Raw genomic sequence first — 16409 nt, 5'->3', positions numbered from 1 at the left:
GGAAACCTATGGATCTGAATCTGAAAAACCGTACGGCCATGATTACCGGCGGCGCGACCGGGCTGGGAAAAGCGTTTGTCCATGCACTGGCCCGGGAAGGGGTCAATATCTGCTTTACCTGGATGAGCGAGGAAGAAAACCCGCATCAGCTGGTGGAAAGCATCCGCGACTGCTACCCGGTTTCCATTATCGCGGTGAAAACCGATCTGGCTGATGAGCAAAGCCGTGAAAATCTGATGGCGACCTGCATCGACAAGCTGGGCTGTGCCGACATTCTGGTCAATAACGCCGGCATCTGGCTGTCGGGCTACGTCAGTGAAATCAGCCAGCAGGACTGGGATAGGGTGATGAACGTCAATCTGAAGGCGGTATTCCATCTTAGCCAGCTGTTTGTGAATCACTGTATTGCGACCGGCCGCAAGGGCAGCATCCTGAATATTACCTCACAGGCCGCTTTCCACGGTTCGACCACCGGTCATGCCCACTATGCGGCGAGCAAAGCCGGGCTGGTGGCGTTTTCCATCTCGCTGGCGCGCGAAGTGGCACGGCTGAACATCAACGTTAACAATATCGCGGTCGGCATGATGGATACCGCGATGATACGCAAAAACCTGGAGCGTGACCCTGATTATTACGTTAGCCGAATCCCCGTAGGGCGGGTATCTCAACCCGAAGAGATCGCCGATATCGGCGTCTTCATGGTATCGCCAAAGGCCAGTTATATGACCGGTGCGACCCTTGATGTGACCGGCGGGATGTTAATGCGTTAATTCATGGAGAGTGAAAAATGAAATGTCTTGCGATAGCCGATCTGTTTATTAATCATTCGATGATGGACGCCGGCCTTAGCCTGCTCCGCGCCAGGGGCATCGAGGTGGTGGTGCGTGAATGGCATCATCCGTCTATTGAAAAGCTACAGGAGGATAACCTGCGGGTAGAGCAGGAGGGCGCCGAAGCCGTGGCGCTGCCCGGCGAACTGCTCCAGGGGGCGGAGGACGCCGACATCCTGATTACCCAGTTCGCGCCCGTGAATAGCGCGGTGCTGCAGGCGCTGCCGCAGCTTAAATATATTGGGGTGCTGCGCGGCGGCACGGAAAACGTCAATGGTGAAATCGCCCGGGCCAGGGGTATTGAAATCCTCAATACGCCGGGGCGTAATGCCCGCAGCGTGGCGGAATTCACCGTGGGGATGATTCTGGCGGAAATGCGCAACATCGCACGTTCTCATGATGCCCTGCGCGATCGTTTCTGGCGCAAAGATAATCCGAACCAGAGCGCGATTCCGGAGCTGGGTAACAAGGTGGTTGGTCTGGTCGGCTTTGGGCATATCGCCCGACTGGTGGCCCGTTTTCTGGAAGGGTTTGGCTGCGAAATTATCTTCTATGACAGATATGTTTCAGGTCATGAGCGTTACAGGCAGGTGGATGAACTGGACGAGCTGGTGCGTCAGGCGGATGTGGTTTCATTGCATGCGCGCTTAACGCAAGAGACGCATCATCTGATCAACGCTCACCATTTCCGGCTCATGAAAAACAGCGCCATCATTGTCAATACGGCACGCTCAGGGCTGATTAATGAAGGCGATATGATAGCTGCGTTGCAGGCCGGCGACATTATGGGGGCGGCACTTGATACCTTCGATGATGAACCCTTTCCTGACGATAGCGCGTTTTATTCACTGGATAACGTCACGATAACGCCGCATATTGCCGGAAGCACTATCGACGCATTCAGTCATTCGCCGAAATTATTTTCTGAGATATTGCTCAATAAGCTCAGCTAATAACTGAAGGTCCAGGCTGTAATATCAGCTGCCCTTTGGGCACGGCTCTGCTCGTGTCCAAAGCGGCGCACCTTTTTTGAGGGAATAAATGATGGATATTATTAACAGCATTATTAGTCTGGGGGCATCGGTAATGATGCCGGTAATATTCTTTATTATTGCGCTGTGTTTTGGCGTAAAAATCGCAACGGCGTTTAAGGCCGGTATGCTGGTTGGGATCGGCTTCGAAGGGGTAGGGCTGGTCATTGGACTGTTGCTGACTAACCTTGGCCCGGCATCGCAGGCTATGGTGGAGCGCATCGGTTTGCCGCTGACCGTGGTCGATACCGGCTGGCCGACGGCCTCGACCATTGGCTGGGGGTCGCCGTTGATGCTGCCGGTGGTTATCGGCTTTATTGCGATAAACCTGGTGATGCTACTGCTTAAGCTGACGAAAACCGTCAATATTGATATTTTTAATTACTGGATTTTCCTTATCATGGGATCGGTAGTGTATGCTGGCACCCATAATTACTGGATGGCAGTGGGCATTACCTTTGCTATTTTTATCTTAACGCTACTGGCGGCGGATTTGACGGCACCCTATTTACAGAAAAATTATAATTTAAAGGGAATTTCATTTCCTCATCTTACCTGTATAACCTACGTACCGTTCGGCATTATCTGTAACTATATTATCGATAAGATCCCTCTTATTAATAAGATTAACATTGACCCGGAGAGCATCAATAAAAAGTTTGGCGTATTTGGCGAACCGCTGACGCTGGGATTTGTTCTGGGGCTGCTGCTGGCGCTGCTGGCTGGTTATGGGGTTTCCGATGCGGTTTCTCTGGCGATTAAGGTGTCCGCCGCGATGTTGCTGTTGCCTAAAATGATCGAAATTCTGGTGCAGGGGCTGCTTATTGTCCGCGACGCTGCCGAAGCAAAGCTGAAGGCCAAATTCCCGGGGCGGGATTTCTATATTGGCATGGATACAGCGTTGCTCATTGGCGAACCGTCAGTGCTGGCGACCGGATTACTGCTTATCCCCATGGCGGTGGTGCTGTCGATTATCCTGCCGGGAAATCGGGTATTACCCTTTGTCGACCTTGCCTCGCTAATGTTCCTGCTGGCCATGGTTACACCGTTCTGTAAGCGCAATATGTTCCGGATGTTTATAACCGGCATGTTGATTGTGACCTGTATTCTGTATGTCGGTACTGATATCTCGGCGGAATATACTCAGGCGGCCGTGAACTCCAGCATACCCGTTCCGGAAGGGATGACTGAAATCACCAACCTGGTCGGCGGCGCGACAACGCCTGTGGGGTGGCTGGCGGTTAAAATCGGCGAGCTGTTTAGTGCGGCGCCATAAGGCGCTCGCGATCTCCTGAATTCCGGCTCCCTGGTTTTAACGGGGAGCCGTTTATCGGCGCTCTTTCTTAGTTCCTCCTGCTGCTATCCCTTCATTTTTTACAATTTGGCAACCGATGATAAAAATAAAAATCACCTTTAGTTACATTCTGTTAAGCCACGATTTTATCCTTTAAGGCTCTTTTGATTCATGGAGTTATGTTGACGAACCAAAAGATTCGTCGCATCATTTACACGCCGATTTGTAAACAACTGTACAGGAATACAGGAGGAAACCGATTGGCGCCCGCGTACCGCTCGGGCCCTCAGGGAAAGCGGAGAGTATGGATGAAAGATGACTTATTCAGGAGATGCTTTGTTATGTCTGACTCGTCTTCCGGACCTGGCACAAAGCTTAAGCTATGGTGTTATTTACTGGCCGTGATTTTGCTTGCCACGGGAGGTTTTTTCGCCATCGGCGGCGCTAAGCTGGTGCTGCTGGGGGGAAGTTGGTACTTCCTTATTGCAGGTATTGTCACGCTGCTTTCCGCGCTACAGTTCCTGCGTGTTAAATCGTCGGCCGTTGTGCTGTTCCTGCTGGTGTTTACAGGAACCCTTATCTGGGCGCTGGCGGATGCCGGTCTGGAATTCTGGCCGCAAATTTCCCGTTTGATGGTGCCTTCTGGACTGATGTTGCTGGCTTTCGCCACCTGGCCCGCGCTGCGTAAACGCGAGGGCCGGGCGCCGCTGTCTGCGCTCAGCTACGGGCTGTGCGCGCTGCTGGCTATTGGTATGGTCGCCGCATTCAGTCAGATGTTTGTGCCGCATCCAACCGTTGCCTTTAGCGGTAAGCCGCGACCGCTGGTACCGGTCGACAAAGCCGGGGCCCAGAAAAACTGGGATAATTACGGTAACACGCCGGGCGGCAGCCGCTTTGTGGCGCTGGATCAGATCAACCGCGATAACGTGAAGGGGCTGAAGGTCGCCTGGACGTTCCATACCGGCGATACCCCGATCAGCCCGGACGGCAACGGCGCGGAAGACCAACAGACGCCGTTGCAGATAGGCGATCGCGTCTTCCTCTGTACGCCGCACAATAACGTGATTGCGGTCGATGCCGACAGTGGCAAAGAGATCTGGAAGCGGGAAATCAACGCCAAATCTCAGGTCTGGAATCGCTGCCGCGGTCTGGCATATTTCGACGCCACCAAACCGCTTACGCAGCCGAGCGCACCCGGCTCTACGCCAGTCGCCGTCCCTGCGCTGTCGGCAGGCGACACCTGCAAGCGTCGTATCCTGATGAACACTATCGATGCGCGTCTGATAGCGATTAATGCCGATAACGGCGAATTTTGCGCTGGCTTCGGCCATCACGGCGTCGTGGATCTGAAAGCCGGTCTGGGCGATGCGGCGGATCCTAAATATCAGCTGACCTCGGCGCCGACTCTGGCCGGTACCACTGTCGTGGTCGGCGGTCGCGTGGCTGATAATGTGCAGACCGATATGCCAGGCGGCGTGCTGCGTGGTTTCGATGTGATTAGCGGTGAGATGCGCTGGGCGTTCGACCCGGGCCGTAACGACCCTAATATGAAACTGGCGCCGGGCCAGACCTTTGCCCGCAGCACTCCGAACTCCTGGGCGCCGATGTCTTACGATCCGGCCATGAATACGGTATTTATCCCGATGGGCAGCTCCTCTGTGGATCTGTGGGGCGCTAACCGTACGCCGCTGGATCATAAGTATGCCACTTCGGTGATGGCGCTGGATGCGACCACCGGTAAAGCGCGCTGGGTGTACCAGACGGTACATAACGACCTGTGGGACTTTGACGTCCCGATGCAGCCCAGCCTGATCGATTTTCCGCTGGATGACGGGTCAACCAGGCCAGCCGTGGTTTTTGGTACCAAAGCGGGGCAGATTTTTGTCCTGAATCGCCTGACCGGCAAACCGCTGACCGAGGTTAAAGAAGTTCCGGTAAAAACCTCGGACATTCCGAATGAGCAGTATTCCCACACCCAGCCGGTTTCCGTCGGTATGCCGCAGATTGGCACCCAAACCCTGAAAGAGTCCGATATGTGGGGAGCAACGCCGTTCGATCAGCTAATGTGTCGCATCAGCTTTAAATCTATGCGCTATGACGGGCTGTTTACGGCGCCGGGTACCGATGTCTCTCTGAGCTTCTCGGGTTCACTGGGTGGGATGAACTGGGGGAGCCTGTCGACGGATCCGAATAATCGCTACATCTTCGTTAACGATATGCGTCTGGGCCTGTGGGTTCAGATGATTCCCCAGAAGGTGGATGCCACTGTTGCCGCCAGCAATGGGGGGGAGTCGGTGAATACGGGTATGGGCGCGGTTCCGCTGAAGGGCACGCCTTATGCGGTCAATAAAAACCGCTTTATGTCGCCGTTGGGCATTCCGTGCCAGAAGCCGCCGTTCGGCACTCTTTCCGCCGTGGATCTGAAGACGCGTAAAGTGGTCTGGCAGGTACCGGTAGGCACGGTGCAGGACTCCGGCCCATTCGGCATCAAAATGAAGATGAAAATGCCGGTGGGTATGCCGACGCTCGGTGGAACGCTGGCCACCCAGGGCGGGCTGGTATTTATCGCCGGTAGCCAGGATTACTACCTGCGTGCCTATGATTCTTCCACCGGTGAAGAGCTCTGGAAAGCCCGTCTGCCGGTTGGCAGCGGCGGTGGCCCGATGAGCTATGTTTCGCCGAAGACCGGCAAGCAGTACATCCTGATTTCGGCAGGAGGCGCACGCCAGTCTCCGGATCGCGGCGATTACGTTATTGCCTACGCGCTGGATGATTAAGCGATTGTGCTAAGGCAAACGCCCTCTTCTTTAGAAGAGGGCGTTTTTCTATGAACTAACCCTGAGTCGCGAGCCTGGCTGTTTGTTCTTCTGGCTCCCGAACAAGAGACCAGAGCAGGATAGCGCCAATCAGATCCATCACGCTCAGAATCATAAAGAACGGATTGTAGCCCACGGTGTGAACCAGGGAGCCCATAATCAGCGTACAGAGCAGGATCCCTGTCCAGCCAGCCGTTCCGGCGAAACCGCTGACGGTCGACGTCTCATTGCGGGGAAACAGATCCGTCGCCATGGTAATAACCTGAGTCGAGAGCATCTGATGGGCGAAGCCGCAGACCGACACCAGGGCAATCGCCAGGTAAGGGCTATCGACAAAGCCGACCAGCGCCAGCGGCAGCATCAGAAAAGCGCCTGCCGTAAAGCCGACCCGACGGGCGTTGACCGTAGAGATCGTCGAACGTTTCATCATCAGGTTATTCAGAAAACCGCCCGCCATGCCGCCAAAGTCGGCCGCCAGAAAGGGGAGCCAGGCGAACAGCGCGATATCTTTCAGCGGTAAATGACGCACGGTCATCAGATAGACCGGCAGCCAGAAGTTAATGGTGCCCCAGGCGGGATCGGCCAGAAAGCGAGGCAGGGCGATGCCCCAAAAATTACGCTGACTGAGAATCGCTTTAATGGAAGGGCGGGCTGCTGTCGATTTGAGATGGGCCTCCTGGCCCTCATCGATCAGCGCCTTTTCCCGGGATGTTAATGCGGGATGCTTATCCGGTGAGTTATAGCCAAACCACCAGATGGCCGCGAAGACCAGCCCCAACGCACCGGTGATGACGAAGGCCATTTCCCAGTTGTAAGCCATAATGGCCCAGGCCACCAGCGGCGGCGCCAGCATCGCGCCGACAGAGGTACCGATATTGGCGATGCCGCCGGCGATTCCGCGCTCCCGGGCAGGGAACCATTCGGCGTTGCATTTCACACCGGCCGGGATCGCCGACGCTTCGCTCAATCCCATTAAGGCGCGCAGAAAAGCCAGACCTCCCCAGGAGTGGCAGGTCGCATGCGCCATATTCACTACGGACCAGATGACTATCATAATGAAGAAGCCCAGCTTCAGCCCCATGATATCGATCAGAAACCCGCAAATGGGCTGAGCGATGGTATAAGCGAGCTGAAACGCGCTCAGGATCCAGGCGTACTGCTGTTCATTAATGTGTATATCCGTGAACAGGGTTGGCGCCGCCACGCTGAGTGAACTACGCGCCAGGGCATTAATAATGGTTCCCATCGACACCAGGGCTATCATCCACCACCGTAAATTTTTTATTTTCATCTTATATATTCCATTCTCTTGCCAGACTTTCCTTATGTACCATACAAGAATGGTCAAAAATGGCTATGCGATCACATTAGCGCAAGGTCAGGGGGCAGTGGGAATGCCGTGGGCAGGTGCTTTGCATAGAGACTGGCAAATGGTTTTCATTGTTTATCATATCAGTAGCGATAATGTTCGGATTCAAAAAGCGCATTATCGCTAATAAAGACTCTGGCGTTGTCCGGGTTATGTGACACTTAAGATTTCGTTCGAAGATGCTTTTTAACATTTTGTGCTTTCTGCTTTTAACCCTACCAGGTTAAATTCATGGGAAAAATCCTGGTGTCGTGATGAGAAAATCCGAATGTCCGGAAATTTGTAGCGAGAACCGATAATGCCCATCACCTGGAATAGAAGCATGTCGTAATTCCTGGGTTATTTTTCATTAGGATTTTTCCATTTACTTTAATGGTGCTAACCATTAAAGATAAAGTTGTCAGGTAACCAATGAATAAATAAAATAGTCATCACAGCGAGTTAACAGGATGTTACCGGGGGAATATTCCATCTATGCTGACCGGGATAAACAAATCTGTACACTGCCTGAGTTGTCATTTTAATTGTGAACTCGGAAATTTTGAATCCATAAAAAAGCTTAACTGTATTGATAGTAAATATGGCGTATGGCCAGAGAATAATTTCTATTTAACCCTGGGTGTTGAGTCATTACTTATCAGGCCAGACTATAGACATATTCAAAGGGGATTTATCTTTGTTGATTTCTCCTGGTATCACATCAGGCGCTTTACTAACGGCCTGTGGCTTGAATACCTGGCTAAAACCGGATTAAAGCTAATTCTGATTGCAGATAAAAGCATGGAGGCATTGGCCTCTTACTGGTACAGCGTTAGCGTTGATATCGCTATGGTGATTTATATCACCGAAGGTAAGTTAGTCATTGAGAGAAAAATTGAACGTATTGTCTGTGGGCGGATGATTCGCGACCCTCGTCGCAAAAAACTCAGTGAGCTGGAAATTATGGTGCTTCATCTGTTTCTTAAGGGATGCACCGTTCAGAAAATTTCCGTTATGCTCAATTTAAAGCCCAAGCGGGTCTATAACATTAAGAGTATATTGCAGAATAAAATAGGAGGCAGGCTTAATACGATTATTTCGGGATGAAACGGAATCACCTTTATTGTTATATGAATCAACTCCTGTAAAGGACTCAATTTATTTATTTTAAGGAAATAAAAATGAACAAAATCGTATTGGCGGGTTTTGCCGCCGCGGCGCTGGTCTCTTCTCAGGCAATGGCTGATGTTACGGCTTCGTCAACCGCCAGCTGGGATGCTACGGCAACCAAGGATACGACCAGCGCGCTGGTGGTCACTCCGCTGAAATCCCTGAATTTTAAATACGCTGAAGGTATCAAAGCGTTTAATACCCAGAGCGGTGCTTTTGATATCACGATTCAGGGGCAGTCCGGCGCGACTGACTTCACGCTGACCTCTCAGATAGTGAGCAACACTCTGACTCGCAGCACCGATGCTTCCACCCTGGATATCGGCGTCGACTGGAATGGCAGCAAGCTGAGTAAAACGGCCGCCACCACCATGGTTGATACGGCAAATAACATTTCAGCGGGTCTGGATGCGCTGGCCGTGAGCACGGCTTATGCCGGTAGCGATCGCGTCAGCACCCAGGGCAACTTTACTTTCTCCGTTGACTCCGCCACTTCCGACGGTTCTACCGTGGCGGCATTTAAAGATCTGACTGACGGTTACTGGAGCGGCGATGTCCGCGTTCAGTTCACCGCTGTGTGGACTATTTAAATCCTTCCGGGCATGCGCCTGCCCGTCTGTATGATAAGGAGGTCGTCGACCTCCTTTTAAGGATGTCCGATGAAGTTGATTACGTTACTGCCTCTGCTTATTTCACTCCCGTTTAGTTTTTCCGCCCGGGCGATTAATGTGGGCGAAGTGACTGCCATGATGGGCGCTGACGCTTCCAGCCTGGCAAAAGAGATTATTAACACCACGGATATGGCGCGTTACGTCAGCGTCAGGGTCGAACGTATTTCGTCTCCAATGGCCGGCGGTGAAACGATCCCGATGGAAAGTAAAGGCGAGCTGCTTTCAACCCCCGCCAGTATGATTATGCCCGGGCAGGCTAAAGAGCATTTTCGTTTCTTTTACCAGGGGCCCGCCGACGATCGCGAACGTTATTATCGCCTCTCCTGGACCGACGAGCCCGTGACGGAATACGGTCAGGATAAAAATAACAAAACCGGTCAGGCGACAACGTCCGCCATTATCGGCACTATTCTTGTTGTGGCGCCACGCCAGCAGCGCTTTGACTATCACCATAGCGGAGATGCCGTTACCAATACCGGTAATGTCTCTTTTCGCGTTATCTCATACGGCCCCTGCCGGAATAAGCAAAAAGATAGCGGTCAGGGTTGCCGTGAACGTTACTACCTGATGCCAGGCGTAACGGTAAAAATCAAATATACCGACCTTACCAATAAACGGACGCGTATTGGCATCTGGCACGACGGGCAATATATAAACGTTAACTGAGAAATGATATGGACAGTCAGGGGTATGTTAAAGGGACGCTATTTGCCGGCCTGCTGCTTACGGCTTATCCGGCGTTTCCGGAGTCAATAACGGCACCGGTGAGAGTCAATGATTATGTGATCCCCGCGGTATTTGCCAACGCGCTGTATCAGGGGATGACGGTACCGGTCTATATTCGCTACGCGGGTGATGCCGATACCCGACGCAGCCAGCAGAAAATCGCCGATGCGCTGTTAACGATTAAAGGTAATGAATTCCTGATTCATCGTCTGGCCCTGAGCGATCTTCCCGAACGTATTGAACTGACGGAAGAGTTAAAGGCGCTATTGGCCGGGCTTCAGGATAAAAGCATCGGTGACGGTCGGCGGGTTTATTTAAATAAAGATGCCGCTCTGTCGCTGGATACCCGATCTTTTTATCTGGAGCTGACCGTTAATAAAGCGGCGATGGCGGCGGCCATTTTACCGCGTACCAGTATCCTGGGGGAGTCGAGCGCCCGGGGATTATCCAGCGTACTGAACTACACCATTGGCAGCTATTACAATCAGTATCGCAGCACCGATAACGCCAGCAGTTATATCACCCTGGATAACACCTGGTCCTGGCGCGAGCACCATATTAATCTGAATGGTTCGCTGTATGGTCTGGGAACCAGTGAACGCAGCGCAGAAATGTATCGCGCTATGTATGAACGCGACTACAGTGGCCACCGTCTGGCCATAGGGATGGTGGACACCTGGAATTTACAATCGATCGCCAGTATGAGCGCGCTCAATTCCAGCCGTATTTACGGGGTGAGTTACGGCAACAAGAGCAGCACCCGGGTAGAGGATAACACCCTTTCACTGCTGCCGGTCACGGTTTTCCTGCCCGCAGCAGGGGAGGTGCATGTCTATCGCGATGGTAAGCTGTTAAGCATCCAAAACTTCCCCATGGGGAGTTATGAGATAGACACTTCTCGCCTGCCGTTTGGCGTTTACAACGTGGATGTTCAGGTGGTGGTCAACGGCCGGATAGCCAGCACTCGCAGCGCGCAGATCAACAAGACCTTTGCCCGCGGAACGAGCGTAACCGGAGATCTTTCGTGGCAGCTGTTTAGCGGTATGCTGGAATACAACCGCATGGACTACCGGCGCCACAGTAATCTTAACTACGGCAAGAAAGAGACCTGGATATCCGGCGTTGCGGCGGCGATCGGCCTGCCGTGGCTGTCGGGCGTCAATCTGAAATCCACGCTTTACGGCTTTGATAATAATGGCGTTAGCGAAAGTGAAGTCGCCATCGCTTTTAACGACCTGCTGAGTCTGAATCAGCAGGCGCTGCTGGCGTCGGATAGTAGCTGGCAGAGCATTTCGACCCTCAACCTCAATTTACCGGAAGGCTACGGCACCCTGTGGGGATCGCGGCAGTTCAGTCATATTGGCGCTAGAGTGTCGATGCAGAAAGATGATTTCTTTACCGTAGGGGCGACGGCCAATCTGCGTAAACTGACGCCGTGGCTTGGTTCGCTGACGCTTAGCCGTACCGATAATCGCTATACCCGCAATCGCTATACCAACGTGGATTACAGCCAGTCGCTGTTTTCCAACCGTTACGCTGCTGTATCCCTGCGCGCCGGAATTCAACGCTACCAGTATGACCGCAGCGAAAACCTGCGTGATAAATACGTGAATATTGATGTTTCTCTGCCGCTTTCCACCTGGCTGAGCGCCGGGCTATCGAGCGAAAACGGCAGTATGCTGGCTAACCTGACGCTGCGTAAGAATATCGACAACGGTGTGATTACCCAGGCAGGCGCGTCACTATCGAAGCGGGTTAAGCAGTCCGGAGATGATAATCGCTACCGTTCAGACGACTTTGCCGCCAGCGGTTATTTGAACTACGACACGAAATATAACGCCGGTACGCTTTCCGCCACCCGTTCATCAGACAACAGTTCAAATTTTAGCCTGAGCTCCCAGGGGAGTATCGCCTGGGCCAAAGACAACCTGGCCGCAGGCAAGGGAACCCAGCGGTCGGGGCTGGTGGTCAATACCGGCTTTAGCGAAAAGGGGAGCATGATAGCCCAGATTAACGGCCGCAACTATCCGCTGACCGGTAAGCGGAATTTCATCAGTCTGCCGCCTTACGCTGAATATCGGGTCGAGTTGATGAACGATAAACACTCACGCGATAGCGTTGATATTGTTAGCGGTCGCACCAGCCGCGTGGTGCTCTATCCGGGCAATGTGGGGGTGATCGATCCCCAGATCAGACAGTTGGTCACCGTATTCGGCCGGGTGAGAAAGCCGGACGGCGGCTATTACGCCAGCGCCGACATTCATAATCATATTGGCAAGACCCATACCGACGAGCGCGGTGAATTCGCCATGGATGTGGATAAACGTTACCCGATTGTCACGCTTACCGACAGCAGGGGAGCCGTTTGCGAAGCGGAGCTAAATCTTAAAGAGGCGCGCGGTGCGGTCTGGGTTGGCGATATCCAGTGCGATCCCCAGAAGCGAACCGCCCATCTTTCAGGAGAGTATCAGGATGTTTACTAAAGGGAAAATTGCGCTGGCCATCGTCGGATGGCTGCTGGCGATGCCGGCGCTGGCAGTAACGGCCACCAGCAGTGGTTCTGGTTCCAGCGATTATCTGTTTATCGAAAATAATGTCGATAATGAGTACTTTATTACCCCTGGCTCCCTGGACCCGCGCTTTTCCGGCGCCAATATCTGGACCCGCTACTCGACCAGGCAAACCAGTCTGGGATATATGGGATATGTGGGCTGGGCTTATGCCAGTCGCTATTTTGATATGTGGTTGAGCAATTCGCCGATAGCGCAGCCCTTTCAGGGGATCCGCTGTATGTCCAGCGGCAGCACCTGCCCATCGTCAGGCTATATCAAAGCGGACGCCACGGATGACGAGGGGTTTTACCACGCCCGTTCCGGCAGCAGCGTCTATAACGGTAGCTATGGATTTGCCTCATTTTCCCCCGCTGCCTATGAATATTTTCGCCAGCAGACGGTAGGCAGCAGTGACGCCTTTGTTTTAAACCTCTGTTACACCACGACCGACTACGATTACGCCTCTGGCGTGCGCTGTCGGGATCTGGCGTCCGGTGCTACCTGGCGTTATTACACGCTAACCGCCACTAAAGTAGGGCATCTGACGCTTAACAGCACCGGCGCAATGTCAGAAATTTGGGTCGCCAGCGACGGCAGTCCCAGTATTAACGGTGGCGGCGATCTCTGCCAGCTGGGGGTGGTTTCCGGGGCTTCAGGCGTGATATGTAAAATGGTCTCTTATTCGCTGCAGCAGACAAAGCGCGTTACTGCGTCTCTGAATTTCCGGATGGTGGTGGATACCGCTGAACTGGGTTTTACGCCAACGACCAGAGAGGTCATGTATAGTGGCGACGGCGTCAACTGGACGCGTTATTCTACCGCGACAACTTATACTAACGTTTTTACCACGACCGGTAATTATGTCTATGTTTTCCTGTCAGGTAGTTTCTTCAATAAAGTTTTGAATTCAGGTAAAGATCTGACCAATAAGGATTCGTTGTTTACCTTCTATTTTGATAACTCCATCACGCCGGAGTCTGGTTACTATCAGTTCACGGCTTCCAGCCAGCTCAATATTATCCCCAAAGAGTACGGCATCAGTATTGTCTCCAGCGATGGTAATTCCCACCCGTCCCGTTCCGGAAAAATCGGCGATCGGCAACCGATAGAGTTTGAATATAAGGTGACGACTTCGGCATCGCGCCAGGCCGATAGCATTACGGCCAGAGTTGTGGGCGATTCTACGACTATTCGCGGTGTGCCTTATTGTGTGTTCAGATCGGTGGATGGCACATTGCAGGTACCGATTCCGGCTTGGCTTTCCTGGACTTCCTCCAGCGGGGCGACGGTAAAAAAACGCAATAGCTGCGGCGACGCTGCCGTTGATATGACGGATGCCAACTGGGTGCAGACGAGCTGGAATGCCGCCGTGGATGATGGCTTCTTTTTCACCACCACGCTTAAGTTGCAATTTCCGATGGATGATTTACGTTCGCAGTTTACCCTGGACGGTATGGACTGGATGGGGACGGTCAGCGCCAGCGGCGATGTGGAAGTGACTGCCACCTGGATAGGCGTCGATCGTTAAGGAGGCTTGCAGTGCGCTTTAAACGATGGGGGCGGCTGGCGATATTGGCTTTTTCCTGCGCCGCAGCGCTACCGGCGCGGGCGGTACGGCTGGAATCGACGATCTATGATATAACGCCGCCGCAGAATTTTATCTCCTGGCCTATCCTGAACGACAGCTCGCGGGCCAACCTGTATACCATCGCGGTCTGGAAAATCGACCGGCCTGGAGCAGGGGGAGAGCGGCGCGTGGATGGCAGTGAACTGGAAGTGGTTTATTCGCCGCTGCGTCTTACTCTGCAGCCCGGACGTCGGGACTATTTTAAGCTTTACTACCGCGGGCCGCAGGACGAGCGTGAACGCTACTACCGGGTACAATTTAAAGAGACGCCGGTCACGCTAATTCCATGGCGTGAACAGCGCCAGGGGCTGGATGCCGTTCCGGTGGTTTCAGTGAGCGCTATTCTGGTGGTGCGTCCACGTAAAATGACTTTTCGCTATGAGCTTGATGAAGCAACGGGAATGCTGAAAAACAGCGGCAATACCTGGTTCAGGGTGATTGTGCAGCAGGGGTGTCAGGGCGATGATGAGAGTGCGACTCAACTGGCATTGCTGCCGGGAGACGTATGGCGTAATAGCGCGATCAACGCCCGCAACCGGAAATATATTGTCGCACTGGGGCGTTACCATCGGCTTGGGCAAGGGTGCTTTGCCGGGCTGCCCCCGCGATGAGGGCGACCCGTAGCATGCGAGTCACACCAGCGTGTGCATGGCGCGTAGGCGGCGCAACTGTGCCGCTCCGCCCAACTTACGGCCTATCGAATACTGGTGTTGATAGACGCTCTTCACGCTGCAGCCCAGTCGCCGGGCAATGGTTTTTGCGCTGTTTCCCTTCGATCTCTCCCTTAATATCATCACTTCCCTCGCGGTAAAGGCGGGCCCCTGATACGGCAGCGGATATCGGATCTGTTGCGCCAGACTGAATTTGCGGCTGAAGATGCTGTGCTGGCGGCTTTGCACCACTATGGTATATCAATTATGGTTCGTTCTGAGCCAGTAGTTGGCCAACGGTAGCATGACTGGCTCCACAACCAGCAGCACCGACAATGCCAGGTTATTAAGTTCCTGAAGCCAGTGTTCATGAATCAACAGCTGCAGATGGGCGCTGGAAAAATCGATAACGATAAAGCTCTCACACATTGTTTTGCGGTATGGCTTAAAAATAAGTTCGTTAATCGCCAGCTTGAAATAATAATTATCATCTGGCCAGATTATTAATTTTTCGTCATCACAGAATCTATTGCTAATTATTTGGTTGTTAATTAACTTACAACTTAAACCACATCCCATACAACAAAAGTACTGTGTTCCTATCATAAAATTAATAACTCGCCGTTGGATATTAAAACATATCAGCCGCTTCATCGACTGAACAAAGCCCGTCGCTATATTTTACTTTCGTGTCCTTGTCCTGCGTCCAGTCGCTGGTATGGTTGCGAACGCTCTACGGCTTAGTTAAGCAAGAGCCGGCGTATCTTGCGCGACAGGTCAGGATCTCCTGCATTTGTCGAAAAGTCGTTTTTATAACTTACCATGGGACATATCTCATTTGTTATTTTTTAGTGTTTATGACTAATGGTTATTTATATTAATGTCATTCGCTTCTGTTCCTTTGCAAGGATTCGGTTGTTTTTTGATTTTAAATGCTGCTTAACTAAGAATTTACTTATAAATAGCACATAACGAAAAAAAACGCCTTATGGCGAGTCGGTATCCTTAATTTAACCTTAATTTGCGTTATCCCTGTAGGTTCTATGCGTTTTGATAAAAAAATTTCTGCCGGCCCGCTGTTGCTGGGCGCCGCAGCGCTGATATTTCCGTTTTTCGCCGACGTGCACTTTCCGCTGCTCGGCGGAAAAACCGTCGCCTGGGTGGAAGATGCGCAGTCCTGCTGGCTTATGTTTGGTGCGCTGTTTACGCTGCTTTACATGCGTCCGGGAAGCCTTGAGGAGGGGCCACGTCAGTTCTGGCTGTGGTCGGTGGTCTGGTGGCTGACGCTGTTCGGCAGAGGAATTAGCTGGGGACGCGACTACTTTCCCGACGGCCCGAGAATGGTATTTCGGGCCATTTCGGTGGTGCTTATCGGTACGCTGGTGCTGTCACTGTTCTTCTCGCCGGCGCTGCGCCGCAATATTGTGGAACGGTTTCGCCATGACAGGCTGCCGTTCTGGACGCTGGCAGTGGTGGTGGTGACCTTTCTGATTTCCGATACCGTAGAGCATCATCGTGTACTGGCGCCGCTTTTTTTGCATAATCCCGCCTGGCAGGATCTGATTGAAGAACTCTACGAGCTGCCCTTTATGATCGGCCTGTTCATGATTGCCTTTTCGCTGATGAAGCACGAGAAGAGGGCTGAGTTCGATGCCCACGCGCTGCGCCGGGCCGACGAAGTTCCTGGCTACTGA

14 protein-coding genes are annotated in these 16409 nt (G+C 52.7%); 11 read left to right on the top strand and 3 right to left on the bottom strand.

Annotated features, from left to right (window positions below; translation table 11 throughout):
- Nucleotides 1–8: 8 nt before the first annotated feature.
- The 4 genes from V3W49_RS00130 to V3W49_RS00115 all read left to right on the top strand — a co-directional run bounded on the left by V3W49_RS00130 (nucleotide 9) and on the right by V3W49_RS00115 (nucleotide 5932).
- A complete protein-coding gene (locus tag V3W49_RS00130) occupies nucleotides 9–770 on the top strand; it encodes an SDR family NAD(P)-dependent oxidoreductase (protein WP_500142846.1) in 762 nt (253 codons plus the stop codon).
- Nucleotides 771–787: 17 nt separating this feature from the next.
- A complete protein-coding gene (locus V3W49_RS00125) occupies nucleotides 788–1783 on the top strand; it encodes a 2-hydroxyacid dehydrogenase (protein WP_500142845.1) in 996 nt (331 codons plus the stop codon).
- Between the two features lie 91 nt (nucleotides 1784–1874).
- A complete protein-coding gene (locus V3W49_RS00120) occupies nucleotides 1875–3137 on the top strand; it encodes a PTS galactitol transporter subunit IIC (RefSeq protein ID WP_500143245.1) in 1263 nt (420 codons plus the stop codon).
- A gap of 359 nt (nucleotides 3138–3496) precedes the next feature.
- Nucleotides 3497–5932 (top strand): glucose/quinate/shikimate family membrane-bound PQQ-dependent dehydrogenase, encoded by a 2436-nt coding sequence (locus V3W49_RS00115; RefSeq protein ID WP_500142843.1) that lies wholly within the window; start codon nucleotides 3497–3499, stop codon nucleotides 5930–5932.
- A gap of 55 nt (nucleotides 5933–5987) precedes the next feature.
- Here the strand turns inward: V3W49_RS00115 and V3W49_RS00110 are convergent, their stop codons facing one another.
- A complete protein-coding gene (locus V3W49_RS00110; protein WP_500142841.1) occupies nucleotides 5988–7262 on the bottom strand; it encodes an MFS transporter in 1275 nt (424 codons plus the stop codon).
- Nucleotides 7263–7814: 552 nt separating this feature from the next.
- Here V3W49_RS00110 and V3W49_RS00105 point away from each other — a divergent pair.
- The 6 genes from V3W49_RS00105 (at nucleotide 7815) to V3W49_RS00080 (ending at nucleotide 14676) form a co-directional block, all read left to right on the top strand.
- Nucleotides 7815–8426 carry a hypothetical protein gene (locus tag V3W49_RS00105; protein ID WP_500142840.1) on the top strand — a complete coding sequence of 204 codons (612 nt, stop codon included), beginning with the start codon at nucleotides 7815–7817 and terminating at the stop codon, nucleotides 8424–8426.
- 74 nt (nucleotides 8427–8500) lie between these two features.
- The gene (gene ecpA, locus V3W49_RS00100; RefSeq protein WP_500142839.1) at nucleotides 8501–9079 is read left to right on the top strand and encodes a common pilus major fimbrillin subunit EcpA; all 579 of its coding nucleotides are present in this window, start codon (nucleotides 8501–8503) and stop codon (nucleotides 9077–9079) included.
- Between the two features lie 69 nt (nucleotides 9080–9148).
- Nucleotides 9149–9826: an EcpB family pilus assembly chaperone gene (locus V3W49_RS00095; protein WP_500142838.1), complete on the top strand. Its 678-nt coding sequence runs from the start codon at nucleotides 9149–9151 to the stop codon at nucleotides 9824–9826.
- A gap of 8 nt (nucleotides 9827–9834) precedes the next feature.
- Nucleotides 9835–12369 (top strand): TcfC E-set like domain-containing protein, encoded by a 2535-nt coding sequence (locus V3W49_RS00090; protein WP_500142836.1) that lies wholly within the window; start codon nucleotides 9835–9837, stop codon nucleotides 12367–12369.
- Nucleotides 12359–13966: a fimbrial adhesin EcpD family protein gene (locus V3W49_RS00085; protein ID WP_500142834.1), complete on the top strand. Its 1608-nt coding sequence runs from the start codon at nucleotides 12359–12361 to the stop codon at nucleotides 13964–13966. Before V3W49_RS00090 ends, V3W49_RS00085 begins: the two co-directional genes overlap by 11 nt.
- Before the next feature lie 11 nt (nucleotides 13967–13977).
- On the top strand, nucleotides 13978–14676 hold the full coding sequence (locus tag V3W49_RS00080; RefSeq protein ID WP_500142831.1) for a molecular chaperone: 699 nt from the start codon (nucleotides 13978–13980) through the stop codon (nucleotides 14674–14676).
- A 21-nt stretch (nucleotides 14677–14697) separates the two neighbouring features.
- Here V3W49_RS00080 and V3W49_RS00075 read toward each other — a convergent pair whose 3' ends face one another.
- Entirely contained in the window at nucleotides 14698–14967 is a 270-nt protein-coding gene (locus V3W49_RS00075) for a LuxR C-terminal-related transcriptional regulator (RefSeq protein ID WP_500142829.1), read from the bottom strand.
- A 9-nt stretch (nucleotides 14968–14976) separates the two neighbouring features.
- Entirely contained in the window at nucleotides 14977–15294 is a 318-nt protein-coding gene (locus V3W49_RS00070) for a hypothetical protein (protein ID WP_500143243.1), read from the bottom strand.
- A gap of 464 nt (nucleotides 15295–15758) precedes the next feature.
- On the opposite strand from V3W49_RS00070, the gene V3W49_RS00065 reads away from it, so the two are divergent.
- Nucleotides 15759–16409: a hypothetical protein gene (locus V3W49_RS00065; RefSeq protein ID WP_500142827.1), complete on the top strand. Its 651-nt coding sequence runs from the start codon at nucleotides 15759–15761 to the stop codon at nucleotides 16407–16409.

Source organism: Rosenbergiella sp. YN46, assembly GCF_036620675.1.
GTDB lineage: Bacteria > Pseudomonadota > Gammaproteobacteria > Enterobacterales > Enterobacteriaceae > Jejubacter.
This window is presented reverse-complemented; position numbering and strand designations above follow the sequence as displayed.

What these genes read in the sequence shown, in the direction of transcription:
- V3W49_RS00130 (WP_500142846.1), top strand. Translation starts at nt 9, where the DNA reads ATGGATCTGAATCTGAAAAACCGTACGGCCATGATTACCGGCGGCGCG.
- V3W49_RS00125 (WP_500142845.1), top strand. Translation starts at nt 788, where the DNA reads ATGAAATGTCTTGCGATAGCCGATCTGTTTATTAATCATTCGATGATG.
- V3W49_RS00120 (WP_500143245.1), top strand. Translation starts at nt 1,875, where the DNA reads ATGGATATTATTAACAGCATTATTAGTCTGGGGGCATCGGTAATGATG.
- V3W49_RS00115 (WP_500142843.1), top strand. Translation starts at nt 3,497, where the DNA reads ATGTCTGACTCGTCTTCCGGACCTGGCACAAAGCTTAAGCTATGGTGT.
- V3W49_RS00110 (WP_500142841.1), bottom strand. Translation starts at nt 7,262, where the DNA reads ATGAAAATAAAAAATTTACGGTGGTGGATGATAGCCCTGGTGTCGATG.
- V3W49_RS00105 (WP_500142840.1), top strand. Translation starts at nt 7,815, where the DNA reads ATGCTGACCGGGATAAACAAATCTGTACACTGCCTGAGTTGTCATTTT.
- ecpA (WP_500142839.1), top strand. Translation starts at nt 8,501, where the DNA reads ATGAACAAAATCGTATTGGCGGGTTTTGCCGCCGCGGCGCTGGTCTCT.
- V3W49_RS00095 (WP_500142838.1), top strand. Translation starts at nt 9,149, where the DNA reads ATGAAGTTGATTACGTTACTGCCTCTGCTTATTTCACTCCCGTTTAGT.
- V3W49_RS00090 (WP_500142836.1), top strand. Translation starts at nt 9,835, where the DNA reads ATGGACAGTCAGGGGTATGTTAAAGGGACGCTATTTGCCGGCCTGCTG.
- V3W49_RS00085 (WP_500142834.1), top strand. Translation starts at nt 12,359, where the DNA reads ATGTTTACTAAAGGGAAAATTGCGCTGGCCATCGTCGGATGGCTGCTG.
- V3W49_RS00070 (WP_500143243.1), bottom strand. Translation starts at nt 15,294, where the DNA reads ATGGGATGTGGTTTAAGTTGTAAGTTAATTAACAACCAAATAATTAGC.
- V3W49_RS00065 (WP_500142827.1), top strand. Translation starts at nt 15,759, where the DNA reads ATGCGTTTTGATAAAAAAATTTCTGCCGGCCCGCTGTTGCTGGGCGCC.